The sequence below is a fragment of the Streptomyces sp. NPDC001100 genome, from assembly GCF_053598575.1.
The window spans coordinates 81,059-93,990 of the sequence record NZ_JBSFKO010000013.1 but is presented as its reverse complement, the minus strand read 5'-3'; the positions used below and the strand labels follow the sequence as shown (position 1 = coordinate 93,990).

Annotated in this window: 14 protein-coding genes; 11 read left to right on the top strand and 3 right to left on the bottom strand. The window is 70.6% G+C overall.

Going from position 1 to position 12,932, the window contains the following annotated elements; translation table 11 throughout:
- The first annotated feature begins 85 nt into the window (after positions 1-85).
- The 3 genes from ACWDEW_RS20585 to ACWDEW_RS20575 all read left to right on the top strand — a co-directional run bounded on the left by ACWDEW_RS20585 (position 86) and on the right by ACWDEW_RS20575 (position 4,356).
- Positions 86-2,476 (top strand): ATP-binding cassette domain-containing protein, encoded by a 2,391-nt coding sequence (locus ACWDEW_RS20585; RefSeq protein WP_450514390.1) that lies wholly within the window; start codon positions 86-88, stop codon positions 2,474-2,476.
- Between the two features lie 398 nt (positions 2,477-2,874).
- Positions 2,875-3,048: a hypothetical protein gene (locus ACWDEW_RS20580; RefSeq protein ID WP_450514389.1), complete on the top strand. Its 174-nt coding sequence runs from the start codon at positions 2,875-2,877 to the stop codon at positions 3,046-3,048.
- A gap of 471 nt (positions 3,049-3,519) precedes the next feature.
- Positions 3,520-4,356, top strand: a complete 837-nt coding sequence (locus ACWDEW_RS20575; RefSeq protein ID WP_450514388.1) for an MHYT domain-containing protein — start codon at positions 3,520-3,522, stop codon at positions 4,354-4,356.
- 39 nt (positions 4,357-4,395) lie between these two features.
- On the opposite strand, the gene ACWDEW_RS20570 is transcribed toward ACWDEW_RS20575, so the two are convergent.
- Positions 4,396-5,322, bottom strand: coding sequence for an NAD(P)-dependent oxidoreductase (locus ACWDEW_RS20570; protein ID WP_450514387.1), 927 nt, complete (start codon positions 5,320-5,322; stop codon positions 4,396-4,398).
- A gap of 140 nt (positions 5,323-5,462) precedes the next feature.
- Here ACWDEW_RS20570 and ACWDEW_RS20565 point away from each other — a divergent pair, with 140 nt between their 5' ends.
- From ACWDEW_RS20565 to ACWDEW_RS20540, 6 genes are all read left to right on the top strand, one after another.
- Positions 5,463-6,068 (top strand): TetR/AcrR family transcriptional regulator, encoded by a 606-nt coding sequence (locus ACWDEW_RS20565; protein WP_450514386.1) that lies wholly within the window; start codon positions 5,463-5,465, stop codon positions 6,066-6,068.
- A gap of 574 nt (positions 6,069-6,642) precedes the next feature.
- The gene (locus tag ACWDEW_RS20560) at positions 6,643-6,861 is read left to right on the top strand and encodes a beta-galactosidase trimerization domain-containing protein (protein ID WP_450514385.1); all 219 of its coding nucleotides are present in this window, start codon (positions 6,643-6,645) and stop codon (positions 6,859-6,861) included.
- A complete protein-coding gene (locus ACWDEW_RS20555) occupies positions 6,801-7,139 on the top strand; it encodes a hypothetical protein (RefSeq protein ID WP_450514526.1) in 339 nt (112 codons plus the stop codon). The genes ACWDEW_RS20560 and ACWDEW_RS20555 overlap by 61 nt, the downstream gene beginning before the upstream one ends.
- Before the next feature lie 18 nt (positions 7,140-7,157).
- On the top strand, positions 7,158-7,298 hold the full coding sequence (locus ACWDEW_RS20550; protein ID WP_450514384.1) for a hypothetical protein: 141 nt from the start codon (positions 7,158-7,160) through the stop codon (positions 7,296-7,298).
- Between the two features lie 295 nt (positions 7,299-7,593).
- Positions 7,594-8,514: a DUF5829 family protein gene (locus tag ACWDEW_RS20545; protein WP_450514521.1), complete on the top strand. Its 921-nt coding sequence runs from the start codon at positions 7,594-7,596 to the stop codon at positions 8,512-8,514.
- Positions 8,515-8,556: 42 nt separating this feature from the next.
- The gene (locus ACWDEW_RS20540; RefSeq protein WP_450514383.1) at positions 8,557-9,057 is read left to right on the top strand and encodes a GNAT family N-acetyltransferase; all 501 of its coding nucleotides are present in this window, start codon (positions 8,557-8,559) and stop codon (positions 9,055-9,057) included.
- Between the two features lie 22 nt (positions 9,058-9,079).
- On the opposite strand, the gene ACWDEW_RS20535 is transcribed toward ACWDEW_RS20540, so the two are convergent.
- Together ACWDEW_RS20535 and ACWDEW_RS20530 are read right to left on the bottom strand one after the other, a co-directional pair.
- Positions 9,080-10,744 (bottom strand): MFS transporter, encoded by a 1,665-nt coding sequence (locus tag ACWDEW_RS20535; protein WP_450514520.1) that lies wholly within the window; start codon positions 10,742-10,744, stop codon positions 9,080-9,082.
- Positions 10,745-10,911: 167 nt separating this feature from the next.
- Complete coding sequence (locus ACWDEW_RS20530; RefSeq protein WP_450514382.1) at positions 10,912-11,352, bottom strand: MarR family winged helix-turn-helix transcriptional regulator; 441 nt, start codon at positions 11,350-11,352, stop codon at positions 10,912-10,914.
- Between the two features lie 72 nt (positions 11,353-11,424).
- On the opposite strand from ACWDEW_RS20530, the gene ACWDEW_RS20525 reads away from it, so the two are divergent.
- Positions 11,425-12,324: a PfkB family carbohydrate kinase gene (locus tag ACWDEW_RS20525; RefSeq protein ID WP_450514381.1), complete on the top strand. Its 900-nt coding sequence runs from the start codon at positions 11,425-11,427 to the stop codon at positions 12,322-12,324.
- A 15-nt stretch (positions 12,325-12,339) separates the two neighbouring features.
- Positions 12,340-12,918, top strand: a complete 579-nt coding sequence (locus ACWDEW_RS20520) for an N-acetyltransferase family protein (RefSeq protein ID WP_450514380.1) — start codon at positions 12,340-12,342, stop codon at positions 12,916-12,918.
- Positions 12,919-12,932 lie beyond the last annotated feature (14 nt).

The following is a 12,932-nucleotide window of genomic DNA, read 5'->3' as shown; positions in this document are numbered from 1 at the left end:
TACCGCTCGAAGCCTGGTTGGATCGAGCCGGGCGATGACCGCCGAGCGACTCTCGGCGGCCCGGCGCAAACGGAGGGAACGCACGATGAGCAAGGCCACGAGAACGGACGCGCAGTCGTCCGGGCTGCACGCTGCCGACAGCCACGACCTGATCCGGGTGCACGGGGCGCGCGAGAACAACCTCAAGGACGTCAGCATCGAGATCCCGAAGCGTCGGCTGACGGTGTTCACCGGTGTCTCCGGCTCGGGCAAGAGCTCACTCGTGTTCGACACCATCGCCGCGGAGTCGCAGCGGCTGATCAACGAGACGTACAGCGCCTTCGTGCAGGGCTTCATGCCGACGCTGGCCCGCCCCGAGGTCGACGTCCTCGACGGGCTGACCACCGCGATCATCGTCGACCAGCAGCGGCTGGGCGCCGACCCCCGCTCCACCGTCGGCACCGCCACCGACGCCAACGCGATGCTGCGCATCCTCTTCAGCCGCCTCGGGAAGCCGTACCTCGGCTCGCCCAAGGCGTTCTCCTTCAACGTCGCCTCGATCAGCGGCGCGGGCGCGGTCACCATGGAGCGCGGCGGACAGAAGGTCAAGGAGCGCCGCAGCTTCAGCATCACCGGCGGCATGTGTCCGCGCTGCGAGGGCCGCGGGTCGGTCACCGACCTCGACCTCACCCAGCTCTACGACGACTCCAAGTCCCTTGCGGAGGGCGCCATCACGGTGCCCGGCTACACGGGCGGCGGCTGGAACTCGCGCCTCTACATCGAGTCCGGCTTCTTCGACCCCGACAAGCCCATCAGCAAGTTCACGAAGAAGGAACTCCAGGACTTCCTCCACCGCGAGCCGACCCGCATGAAGATCGCGGGCATCAACATGACCTACGAAGGTCTGATCCCGCGCATCCAGAAGTCGATGCTCGCCAAGGACCGGGAGGGCATGCAGCCGCACATCCGCGAGTTCGTGGACCGCGCGGTCACCTTCACCACCTGCCCCGACTGCGACGGCACCCGCCTCAACGAGGGCGCCCGGTCCTCGAAGATCAAGGGCATCAGCATCGCGGACGCCTGCGCGATGCAGATCAGCGACCTGGCCGAGTGGGTGCGCGGCCTCGACGAGCCGTCGGTCGCGCCGCTGCTCACCGCACTGCGGCAGGCCCTCGACTCGTTCGTCGAGATCGGCCTCGGCTACCTCTCGCTCAACCGGTCGGCCGGCACGCTGTCGGGCGGTGAGGCACAGCGCGTCAAGATGATCCGCCACCTCGGCTCCTCCCTCACCGACGTCACCTACGTCTTCGACGAGCCGACCATCGGCCTGCACCCGCACGACATCCAGCGCATGAACGACCTGCTGGTGCGCCTGCGCGACAAGGGCAACACGGTGCTCGTCGTCGAGCACAAGCCGGAGACCATCGCGATCGCCGACCACGTCGTCGATCTCGGCCCGGGCGCCGGTACGGCGGGCGGCACCGTCTGCTTCGAGGGCACCGTCGAGGGGCTGCGCACCGGCGGCACCATCACCGGCCGGCACTTCGACGACCGGGCCAAGCTCAAGGAGTCGACCCGCAAGCCCACCGGCACCCTGGAGATCCGGGGCGCCGCGACCAACAACCTCCAGGACGTCGACGTCGACATCCCGCTCGGCGTCCTCGCCGTCATCACCGGTGTCGCGGGCTCCGGCAAGAGCTCGCTGGTACACGGGTCGATCCCGGCCGGCGAGAACGTGGTGTCGGTCGACCAGGGCGCGATCCGGGGCTCACGCCGCAGCAACCCGGCGACGTACACCGGACTCCTCGAACCGATCCGCAAGGCCTTCGCCAAGGCCAACGGCGTGAAGCCGGCCCTGTTCAGCGCCAACTCCGAGGGCGCCTGCCCCACGTGCAACGGCGCGGGCGTCATCTACACCGACCTGGCGATGATGGCGGGCGTGGCCACCACGTGCGAGGAGTGCGAGGGGAAGCGGTTCGACGCGTCGGTGCTGGAGTACCACTTCGGCGGGCGTGACATCAGCGAGGTGCTCGCGATGTCGGTGACCGAGGCCGAGGAGTTCTTCGGCGCGGGCGACGCGGCAACTCCGGCCGCGCACAAGATCCTTACCCGCCTCGCCGACGTGGGCCTCGGCTACCTCAGCCTCGGCCAGCCGCTCACCACCCTCTCCGGCGGCGAACGCCAGCGCCTCAAGCTGGCCACCCACATGTCCGAGAAGGGCGGCGTCTACGTCCTCGACGAACCCACCGCGGGCCTCCACCTCGCCGACGTCGAGCAACTCCTCGGCCTGCTGGACCGGTTGGTCGACTCCGGCAAGTCCGTCATCGTCGTGGAGCACCACCAGGCCGTCATGGCCCACGCCGACTGGATCATCGACCTCGGCCCCGGCGCCGGACACGACGGCGGCAAGATCGTCTTCGAGGGGACCCCGGCCGACCTGGTCGACGCGCGCTCGACGCTCACGGGGGAGCACCTGGCGGCGTACGTGGGCGCGTGACCTCGTGCAACTCCCTTGATAGCAAAGGGAGTTGCATGACGGCTCATGTCTCCTTGTCGATTCTCCTTTCCGATGTCGGCGGACCCCGCCACGCAACGGGCGGCTCCGCCGGTCGCCCGGAACAGGAACCCTCCGCCGTCCTCGCCGGCCTGTAAGAACTGCGTGGAGGCGTCGAAGCTCATGCGGCGTGTGATGCCCTGCCAGGGGCGGCGCAGGAATTCCGAGCGCAGGGCGGGACGCCTGTCGTCGCCGACGGAGGCCGGCCCGTGGGCGGCGAACCGGACGGGCGTCGTACGCCTCGGCCGCCCAGGGCACGGCGTGTGCCCCTGGCGAGCGCGGAACGCGGCGGCGAACGCCTTGGTAGGCGGGCGGCGTTCTTGTCGGGGTAGCCCGTAGTGATGCACGCAGCCCGGCGCGAAGACGTCGCTCGCGGACGTGGCGGGCTGCCCCTCGGCCTGCTCCGGGGCGAGGAACCCCGCGCCGCCGACATCGCCCCGGACGCGGTGGGTGTGAAGGCCCACGAGCACGGCATTCGGGTCGACTCGCCCCTGCGGGCAGCCGAGCGGCTGTGAGTCGCCGGGCGGCTGTGGGTCGTCGGCGACGCAGTCCGCCGGAGGGTGAACTCGCCCTGTTAGTGGGCTTTATGGGCAGTGGTGGCGAAGTATCGATTCGGCTAACACCTTTCCAGGTTGTGCAGGAAATGTGTGCAGGCCGTGATTGAATCATGCACAACTCGGCCTGGTGGCTTGAACTCGACCGTTCGGTTCCCCGTGTCCTGTCTCCGTTCGCAGGATGTCCGCGCGTTCGTGCATGTCCACCCGGCCGAGCCGGTACGAACGTGCGGCAGGAGCGGGAGTGGTCGATCCGCGCGCGCCCCTGCCGTGGCGCACCCCGTGTCACCGCGTGACTCCCGACCGGAGGCCCGCGCCCGGCGCGGCCCGGCGGTCGCCGTGGCCCGCCGGACGGGAGCGTGCGCACATCACCGTGCCGGCGCACCGCGACTGCGGTGCCGCCCGCCGTCACGTACGTGAAGGGAACCCTCGATGACCGCCACCGTCTCCGACTTCTACTACGGCGCAGTGACACCTGTCGCCGCCTACCTGATGGCCTGCCTGGGGGCGGCCCTCGGGCTGCGCTGCACGACCCGTTCGCTGCGCCGCCCGCAGCACAGAGCCCGGTGGCTGGCCATGGGTGCGGTGTCGATCGGCTGCGGCATATGGACCATGCACTTCATCGCCATGATCGGCTTCAGCGTCCAGGGCGCGCTGGTCAACTACGACACGACGAAGACGCTCCTCAGCCTCCTCGTGGCGATCGTGGTGGTCGCCGTAGGAGTGTTCCTGGTCGGCTACCGGGGTGGCTCACCACTGAACCTCGCCGTCGCGGGCACGGTCACCGGGCTCGGCGTGGCGGCCATGCACTACCTCGGCATGGCCGCGATCGAAACGAACGGCACCCTTCACTACGACGCGCTGACCGTCGTGCTGTCCGTGGTGATCGCCGTGGGGGCGGCCACCGCGGCGCTGTGGGCGGCGGTCTCCATCCACGCGCTGTGGGCGAGCCTCGGCGCGAGCCTGGTCATGGGTGTGGCCGTGACCGGAATGCACTACACCGGCATGGCCGCGGTCTCCGTGCACCTCACCCACCAGGCTGCGTCCGCACAGTCCTCGGCCGACCTGGTCGCGTTCCTCCTGGTCATGCTTGCCGGCCCGCTCGTCGTCCTGCTGATCGCCGCCGTCATCGTCATGTTCGACCCGGACATGATGCTCGGCGACGACGAGCAAAGCGCTCAGGCACCCGCCCCCGCACCGCTGTTCGGCGGTGACTCCGTGTTCCCCGCGCCGCAGCAGGCTCAGCAGTCGCACACCTCCGCATGGTGACCTGACGGCGGAACCCCCGGTACACACGGCCGTCCGCGCTCACACGCCGTTCTCCGCAGGGCGCGTGTGAGCGCCGGACGGTGCCGTGTCCTCGGTCCTGGCCTCCAGCGCGCGCACTACGGCGACCATGTCCTCGCCGCCGTGACCCCGTGCCACGGTCTCGTCGTAGAGGGCGTGGCAGATGTCGAGGAGCGGGGAGGCCAGCCCGGCCCGGCGGGCGGCCTCCGCGATCAGGCGGTTGTTCTTCAGCACGTCCGTGGCCGCCGCCTGCACACCGAAGTCGCGGGTCACCAACTTGGGCGCCTTCATCCGGGAGACGGAACTGGCCATCGGTCCCGCGTCCAGGACCTCCCGCAGCAGGCGCTGGTCGAGCCCGTGCCGGTCGGCGAAGTGGAACGCCTCCGCGAGCCCGGTGACCAGCGTGATCAGGAACAGGTTCACCGAGAACTTCATCAGCAGGGCGCCCGGAACCGCACCGCAGCCGAACGTCTCGTGGCACATCGGCGCGAGCAGCGGTCGTACGGCCGCCACGGCAGCGGCGTCCCCGGCCAGCATGCCCACCAACTTGCCCTGCTCCGCCGGGGCTCGGGACCCGGAGACCGGAGCCTCCACGTATCTCCCGCCCGCGCTCCCGATGTCGTCCTGGAGGCTGCCCGAGTACTCGGCCGAGGTCGTGCCCATGTGGACGACGGTGTGTCCGGCGACCCGTGCGGCGAAGTCCGGGGTGCCACGGCCCAGCACCGCGTCGACTGCCGTCTCGTCGGCCAGCATGAGGAACACGACGTCGTCGGCGCGGTCGAAGACCTCGGCGGGGCCCGCCGCGACCTCGGCCCCGGCGGTACACAGGGGTTCGGACCGGCCGGGCGTGCGGTTCCACACCACGAGGGGTGTTCCGGCACGGGCGAGGTTGAGTGCCATGGGCTGCCCCATGACCCCGAGGCCGACGAAACCCACGTACGCCACCATGCACCGCCGTTTCCGTCCCCCGGCGAAGCCGGACCGCCACCATCGCCGTTGTCTATGACAGCGGTCATAGTAGTTCACTCCATGACGGCGGTCATAGAGTGAGGGCAGCAGAGCCCGTGCGACGGTGACGGAGGTCGGGGATGGCGGCGGCAGAAGCGTCACGGTACGGGGCGCGCGAGCGGATGGTCTTCAGTGCGGCGCAGCTGATCCGGCGCGACGGGGTCGCCGCCACCGGGATGCGCGAGGTCGCCGTCCACGCACACGCGCCGCGCGGCTCGCTCCAGCACTACTTCCCCGGCGGCAAGGAGCAGTTGGTCAACGAGGCCGTCGGCTGGGCGGGTCGGTACGCGGGCAGGCGCGTCGACCGTTTCCTCGCCGCACTGCCCGAGCCGACGCCGAGCGGGCTGTTCGGCGAGATGGTCCGCCAGTGGACCGACGAGTACGCGGCCGTCGGCTTCGCGGGCGGGTGTCCGGTGGCCGCCGCCACGGTGGACTGCGCGGAGACCAGCGCGGCCACGCGTGAGGCCGCCTCCGCGGCATTCACCGTCTGGAGCGGATCGGTCGCCCGCGCCCTCACCGGGATGGGCGTTCCGGAGGGGCGGGCCGGCGCACTGGCCACCCTCATGATCAGCGCTCTGGAGGGTGCGATCCTCGTGGCCCGGGCCGAGCGGGACGTCCGTGCCCTGACGGCCGTGGCCCTGGAACTGGGCCCCCTCCTCGACGCGGCGGTGCCCGAGGACGGCTGATCCGGGGCCGTCGGACACCCTGCGTCGCCCTCGGCCGACAGGGCCTGGACATCTCCGCCGCCGGCCGGCCCCTCGACGTTGCCAACATCTACCACTCCGCACAGGACGGACTGGCCCTGCCGGGCCCCGACGAGCCCACCGGTGGACTGCGCCCGTTCTTCGTCCCTGGTCGGGGGCCGCCTGGCCGTGTGGAACATGGTCGCGCGCGGCACCCGAATGATCGAGTACTGGCACTGTCACTCCCTGCACTTCGGTGCCGAGACCTACTGGGGCGGCATCCTCGTCCACAGCCTGGAACCAGGCCGGACGTACGAGGAACTCTCGGTGATCGCAGGGGAATTGCAGCAGACGGACGCGACGATGGAGAGCCTGCCCCTCCGCAGCGACGCTGCTGTCCGCCGACAGCCGCTGGGCCATGGAGTCCATGGCACCGCTCCGGGGCGGCACCTCTTCCTGGTTCGGCGACCCGCAGTCCTACGGCCGGATCGTCGCCGCCCACTAGCGGGGGCTGTTCGACGCCCGACTCTCCGTCGACATCGTTGCCCCGGAACAACTGCCGTCCAGTCCGGAGGAGTTGGCGGACCACTGGCCGGTGCTGGTCGTCCCGGCGCTGTACATCGCGGACGACACGACGTTCGACCTGCTGCGCCGGTACGCCGAAGCCGGCGGACATCTCGTCCTCGCTTCCCGCACCGGCTACGCCGACACGGAGGACGTCGCCCGGCATACGTCATGCCCGGAGTGCTGCGCCCCGTCGCGGGCGCGTACTACCAGGAGTTCACCAATGTGCTGACCCCGGTCACGGTCACCAGGAGCGAGGGAACACCGGACCGCCCCGCCCTGCACGGGCAGGCCACCGCCTGGGCCGACGGGCTGATCCCGGACGGCGCGACCGTCCTCGCCGGGCACGACCATCCGCACCTGGGCGAGTTCGCCGCCGTCACCACCCATGAGTACGGCACCGTCCCGGACCGCGAACTCTCGCACAGCCTCGCCGATTGGATCGCCGCGACCTCGCTGCCGCCCGATGCATGGCGCGCGGCCCGGCCGGCGTCCGTCACCTGCACCTAGGCCACCACCGCAGACGGCGTGATCCTGCGCTTGGTCCGCATCCTCGACGGCCTCCCGCTCACGGACGTGCGCCCGCACTGGCGCTCCACCCTGGCACCTCGGGGCCTGTCCGTCCCCGTCGAGCTGTACCTCTGCTACGCGGAGGAGGGCGCCCCCTGATCATCGCCGATCAGCAGAACGTCCCGCTTCCCTACCGCGTCGTGGACCCCCGCACCGGAGCCACCGTCCGCGAGGGCGTACGCGCCACGGCCGGGGATCCCGTACCCGACGAGGGAGGTGCGCCGAGGACGTACATCTGCCATGGCCCGAGAGGGAGTTGCCCCCCGGGGAGGGCTGCCGTGCGGCAACGCGTCGAAAGCCGTGTGTCAAGCGTTTCGACCTCGTTCACAAAGCACGGCAGCCGTCCCCGGGCCGCTTTACGATCGCGCGCATGCTGATACGACGGACATTTCGGTTGATCATCGTGCTCGCCGTGGCCCTGGCCGGGGCGATCGGGGGTGCGGTCGGGACGGCACAGGCCGAGGGAGGCCGGTCCTCGTACGATCGGCAGCTGCTGTTCTACAACCACTCCTACGGCGTCTTCGACCGGGAGACCGCCGACGCCATCGAACACTCCGACTACCTGCGGGACTTCGCCAACTTCCAGGTCCGCACCACGACCGGCACCGGCGGACAGACCTGGACCGGCCGCTACCTGATGGGCCGCGAGACCTACTTGGAACTGTTCGGAGTCGGTGACGTCGCCGGCCAGGACGGCACCCTCGGCTCAGCCGGGCTGGGTCTGTCGACCGAGCGGGAGGAGGACCTTTCGACGGTCACCGCACGGCTGAAGGACGAAGGAGTCACGGACCCGGTCGAGTTCCTACAGACGCGGGACTTCGGCGACGGTGTGCCCGTGCCGTGGTTCGACGCCGTCCTCACCACCACCGAGTACGACGCCTTCGGCGCCTGGGCGATGGAGTACCGGCCGGAGTACTTCGCCGACCCCCGCAGCAACACCGAGCCGCCGAGTTATCCGGGTGACGTCGGCCGGGAGCGCTACCTGTCCGACGACTACCGCACCCACCTCATGCGTGACGTGACCTCCGTCCGCATCGCGGTCACCGAGGGGGATCTCGCCGACACCGTGCCGCTGCTGCGGGCCGGCGGGTTCACCGTCCAGACCGTGGCGGGCGGCGGCGTCGTCGCCGAGGGCGGCGGCACGACGATCCGCCTCGATGTCGTACCGCGCGAGAACGCCGGGATGCAGCGGGTCGACTTCGCACTCAACCGGCCTGTGAAGGACCGGCATGTGGAGCAGATCGGCCACTCGACCCTGACCGTCGGCCCCGGCAGCCGGGCCGTGTGGACGTTCGCCCACAACGGCACCCCGTAGAGGCCCGGACGGTGCCCGGCCGTGCCGTGTGATGCTGGCGTCATGACTGCTCAGGACCAGATTTCCGTCGTTCGCCGACAGGCAGGAGACCTCGCCCCCGAGGACGGCACGGCCGCGCTGCTGACGGCCTACCACCTGCAAACAGAGGCCGAGAAGGGCCGCGCCGTCGCCGACGCGGACGGCCTCCCGGACCGCTACCGCGCGGAGATCTCGGACCCGCGGACCGCGTTCGCCGACGACGTGGTGCTGCTCGCGCTGAGCGGCACCACCTCCGTGGGCTGTGTGGTGGTGACCGCCCCCGCCGACGGACCGTCGGAGATCAAGAGGCTCTGGACGGACCCGGCGTTCCGTGGCCGGGGCATCGCGTCGGACCTGCTCCGCGCCGCACTCGCACATGCCGCGGAGAGCGACGCGGGCACCGTGCGGCTGTCGGTGTGGACATGGCGGACCGGTGCCATCGCCCTGTACGAACGGTTCGGCTTCACCGTCACCGAGTCATGGGACGACCGCGATCAACTGGTGTGCATGGAGCGCGCCGTGTGAGTGGCCTCCCGCAACCTGCACGCTACGACGGCCCGTTCGGGCTCGCCTGCGTGGTTTCTGGTGTCTCGGTGGGAGCGGGCGGCAGGCCGGCCGGTGCCGGTTCGGACTGGTGGCCGCCGCGCAGGGCCGAGGCGATCGCCGAGACCAGGGCCATGCCCGCCGCCACGCCGAAGACGATGGTCAGGCCGTGGTGGAAGGGGCCGGAGACCAGCCGGGGGAAGAAGGAGTGGCCGGTCAGGACGGCACGCTGGGCCGCCGAGAGCTGGTCGAGGACGCCGTTGGTCGAGAGCAGGTGCTGGATGGGGTTGTTGCCGAGGAACGTGGCGAACAGCGTGCTCACCGGTGGCAGCGACGCGGCCTGCTCCGCCGCGCCCGCCGGTACGCCGTGCGCCTGCAGCCCCTTGCTCAGCGTCCCGGGCAGCGAGGAGGCGAGGCCGGAAACCATCAGGGAGAAGAACACGCCGATGGACAGGGCGGTGCCCGAGTTCTGGAAGGTGGAGCGCATGCCCGAGGCGACACCCCGGTACTCGCTCGGCACACTGCCCATGATCGAGGAGGTGTTCGGCGCGGAGAACATGCCCTGCCCCAGCCCGTTGAGCAGCAACAGCGCCGCGAACATCCCGTAGTCGAAGTCGATGGGCAGTGCCAGCAGACCGACGAACGACAGCGCTACGACGACCAGTCCGACCGTCGAGAACATCCGGGCGCCGAACCGGTCCGACAGATATCCGGACACGGGCCCGGCGATGAGGAAGCCGACCGTGAGCGGAAGCATGAAGATACCCGCCCACAATGGGGTGTCCTCGTAGTCGTAGCCGTGCAACGGCAGCCAGATGCCCTGCAGCCAGATGATCAGCATGAACTGCAGCCCGCCGCGCGCGATCGCCGTCAGCAGCGCGGCCAGGTTGCCCGCCGCGAAGGTCCGCACCTTGAACAGGGCCAGGTTGAACATCGGTTCGGCGATGTGCGTCTCGATGCAGCAGAAGACCAGCAGCAGTACGGCGCCGCCGATCAGACCGCCGAGCACCCACGGGTTCCCCCAGCCGGTGGCGCTGCCGCCGTAGGGCTGGATGCCGTAGGTGATGCCCGCGAGGAGGATTCCGGCGCCCGCCGCGAAGGTGAGGTTGCCCAGCCAGTCGATGCGGCCGGGGTGGCCCGCCGAGGTCTCGCGCAGGCTCAGGTACGACCAGATCGTGCCGGTGATACTGATCGGGACGCTCACCCAGAACACCGCGCGCCAGTCGACGACGGCCAGCAGCCCACCGGCGAGTAGACCCAGGAACTGCCCGGCGAGGGCGGTGATCTGGTTGACGCCCAGCGCCATTCCGCGTTGCCGGGCGGGGAACGCGTCGGTGAGGATGGCGGCCGAGTTGGCGGTGAGCATCGAGCCGCCGAAGGCCTGCACGATCCGCCAGAGGATCAGCCACATCGCGCCCGCCCCCGCACGGAACGGGTCCAGGGACAGCGCGACGGACGCGCACGCGAAGATCAGGAAGCCGATGTTGTAGATCTTCACCCGGCCGAACATGTCACCGAGCCGGCCGAGCACGACCACGAGCACGGCCGACACCAGCAGATACCCCAGGATCATCCAGAGCAGATAGCCGATGTTGCCCGGCGCGAGCGGATCGAGGCCGATGCCCCGGAAGATCGCGGGCAGCGAGATGATCACGATGGAGGCGTCCATCGTGGCGATCAGCACCCCGAGCGTGGTGTTCGACAGTGCGACCCACTTGTAGTTCGGCTCCGGGGGAGTGTCCCTACGACGTCCCGAGCGCACGGCACCGAGCAGCGAGGACCGCCCGGGACGAGGACCGTCACCTTGTCCGTCGCCGGGTATGTGGGCGCTCGCGGTCACAGGCGCTCCGCAAGCCGGTCGAGGAGGGGGAGGGCGGATGCCAGCGCAGCGCGCTCCGCCTCGGTGAACCCGTCGAGGACGGCGGCGAGGCGCTGCACGGACTCCGAGCGCCGCTCGGCCAGCATGGCGCGGCCCTCGTCCGTGATCGCCAGGATGCTCCGCCGTCGGTCCGCGGCGTCGGGGCTGCGGTGGACGAGCCCGCGCTGTTCGAGCAGCGCGAGCGTGCTCGCCATCGCCTGCGGGCGCACCCGCTCCAGCTCGGCGAGGGACGTGGGCGACTCCGATCCGTCCCGTGCGAGCCGGGCCAGCACCGAGACCCCGGAGAGCGACACGTCTCCCACTGCGCGCGCCTGACGCAGGCGCCGGGTCACCCGCCCGACCGCGAGCCGTAGATCGGACGCGAGCCGGGCAGTGTTGTTCGGACTGTCCACCTTCATGGTTGCTCACACTAGATTTATCAGTCTGGACTGCTCAACCAATTGTTAGTAAATGGCGCGAGGAGGTCGCTGATGGTGAGAGAGCGTCCCGCAGGACTGTTCGTCGGACTGTGCACCCTCGATGTCATCCAGCTCGTGGACCATGCACCGGGTGCCAACGAGAAACTGACCGCCCGGGACCAGGAGGTCGCGGCGGGCGGCCCGGCGGCGAACGCGGCCGTGACATTCGCCCACCTCGGCGGCGCGGCCGGCCTGGTGACGGCAATCGGCCGCCACCCGTTGGGAGTTGTGGCCACAGCGGACCTGCACGCACTGGGCGTGACAGTGACCGACCTCGCCGCCGCCTCGACGCAGCCGCCCGCCGTGTCCTCCGTCCTGGTGACCGCGTCCACCGGCGAACGCGCCGTAGCCTCCACCAACGCGACCCGCCACCGGCTCACCCCGCCCGACGACCTCGACGCGCTGGTCGCGGCCTGCGACATCGTCGAGTTCGACGGCCACCACATGGAACTGGCCGTGGCCGCAGCCCGCGCCGCGCGTACCGCCGGCCGTACGACCGTGTTCGACGGCGGCAGCTGGAAACCGGGCACCGAGGACCTGCTTCCGCTGATCGACGTGGCCGTCTGCTCGTCCGACTTCCACCCGCCCGGCACGCACACACCGACGGAGACCTTGCGGTTCCTGCGGGAACACGGGGTCGCCTGGTCGGCGGTCAGCGGGGGAGCGGACCCCATTGCCTGGGCGGCTCGGGACGTCGAAGGCACGGTGGAGGTGCCCCCGGTCCGGGTGGCGGACACCCTGGGCGCGGGCGACGTCCTGCACGGTGTCCTCGCCCATCACCTCGCACGCCGGGGCGGTGGCCCGACAACGGAGGCATGCGTCTCCGCACTCCGCTCGGCGGCCGCGGTCGCCTCCCGGGCCTGCGCGTCCTTCGGCACCCGGGCGTGGATGGGGAACCAGGGCCCGACGTGACCGTGTCACGTGATCGTGACGACTTCTCAGACGCATCTGCGCACCGCGCACCTCGACGACGTGGACGAGATCACCGACCTCCACACCCTGGCCCGCACGGCGTACTACAGCGTGGGCGGAGTGCCGGACGCGGAACTCACTTCTCCCGACGCACGCGCCCGCCGACGGGAGAGCTGGGCTCGTGCCGTCCGTTCCGCCGACAGGACGGTCCTGTGCGCGGAACGAGGAGGCGAGCTGGTGGGCATCCTCGCGATGGGCCCGCCCTACGAAGCGGACGTCGACGCCACGACCACGGGCCAGCTCTACCAGATCCACGTCCGCCCCGGCCGCTGGGGCGAAGGCCTCGGCAGCCGGCTCCACGCGGCCTTCGTACAGTTCCTCCGCGACGCCTCACTGACCACCGGCGTGCTGGAGGCATGGGAGAGCAACAGCCGGGCCCAGGCCTTCTACGCCCGGCACGGCTGGCGGCCGGACGGGCACCGGCGGCCCGGTCCGGGCGGCGGCGACTACGTGCGGATGCGCCTCGGACTGGATCACCAGTCCCGCGACCGTCGCGTCGCAACCTCTTCCCGGACCCCAACATGCCTAGACTGAGCTGCCGTTGATCG

Excerpts from the sequence above, each read along its gene's own strand:
- ACWDEW_RS20585 (WP_450514390.1), top strand. The coding sequence starts at position 86 with ATGAGCAAGGCCACGAGAACGGACGCGCAGTCGTCCGGGCTGCACGCT.
- ACWDEW_RS20575 (WP_450514388.1), top strand. The coding sequence starts at position 3,520 with ATGACCGCCACCGTCTCCGACTTCTACTACGGCGCAGTGACACCTGTC.
- ACWDEW_RS20555 (WP_450514526.1), top strand. The coding sequence starts at position 6,801 with ATGCCCGGAGTGCTGCGCCCCGTCGCGGGCGCGTACTACCAGGAGTTC.
- ACWDEW_RS20530 (WP_450514382.1), bottom strand. The coding sequence starts at position 11,352 with ATGAAGGTGGACAGTCCGAACAACACTGCCCGGCTCGCGTCCGATCTA.
- ACWDEW_RS20570 (WP_450514387.1), bottom strand. The coding sequence starts at position 5,322 with ATGGTGGCGTACGTGGGTTTCGTCGGCCTCGGGGTCATGGGGCAGCCC.
- ACWDEW_RS20540 (WP_450514383.1), top strand. The coding sequence starts at position 8,557 with ATGACTGCTCAGGACCAGATTTCCGTCGTTCGCCGACAGGCAGGAGAC.
- ACWDEW_RS20565 (WP_450514386.1), top strand. The coding sequence starts at position 5,463 with ATGGCGGCGGCAGAAGCGTCACGGTACGGGGCGCGCGAGCGGATGGTC.
- ACWDEW_RS20580 (WP_450514389.1), top strand. The coding sequence starts at position 2,875 with ATGCACGCAGCCCGGCGCGAAGACGTCGCTCGCGGACGTGGCGGGCTG.
- ACWDEW_RS20535 (WP_450514520.1), bottom strand. The coding sequence starts at position 10,744 with ATGGACGCCTCCATCGTGATCATCTCGCTGCCCGCGATCTTCCGGGGC.
- ACWDEW_RS20525 (WP_450514381.1), top strand. The coding sequence starts at position 11,425 with ATGGTGAGAGAGCGTCCCGCAGGACTGTTCGTCGGACTGTGCACCCTC.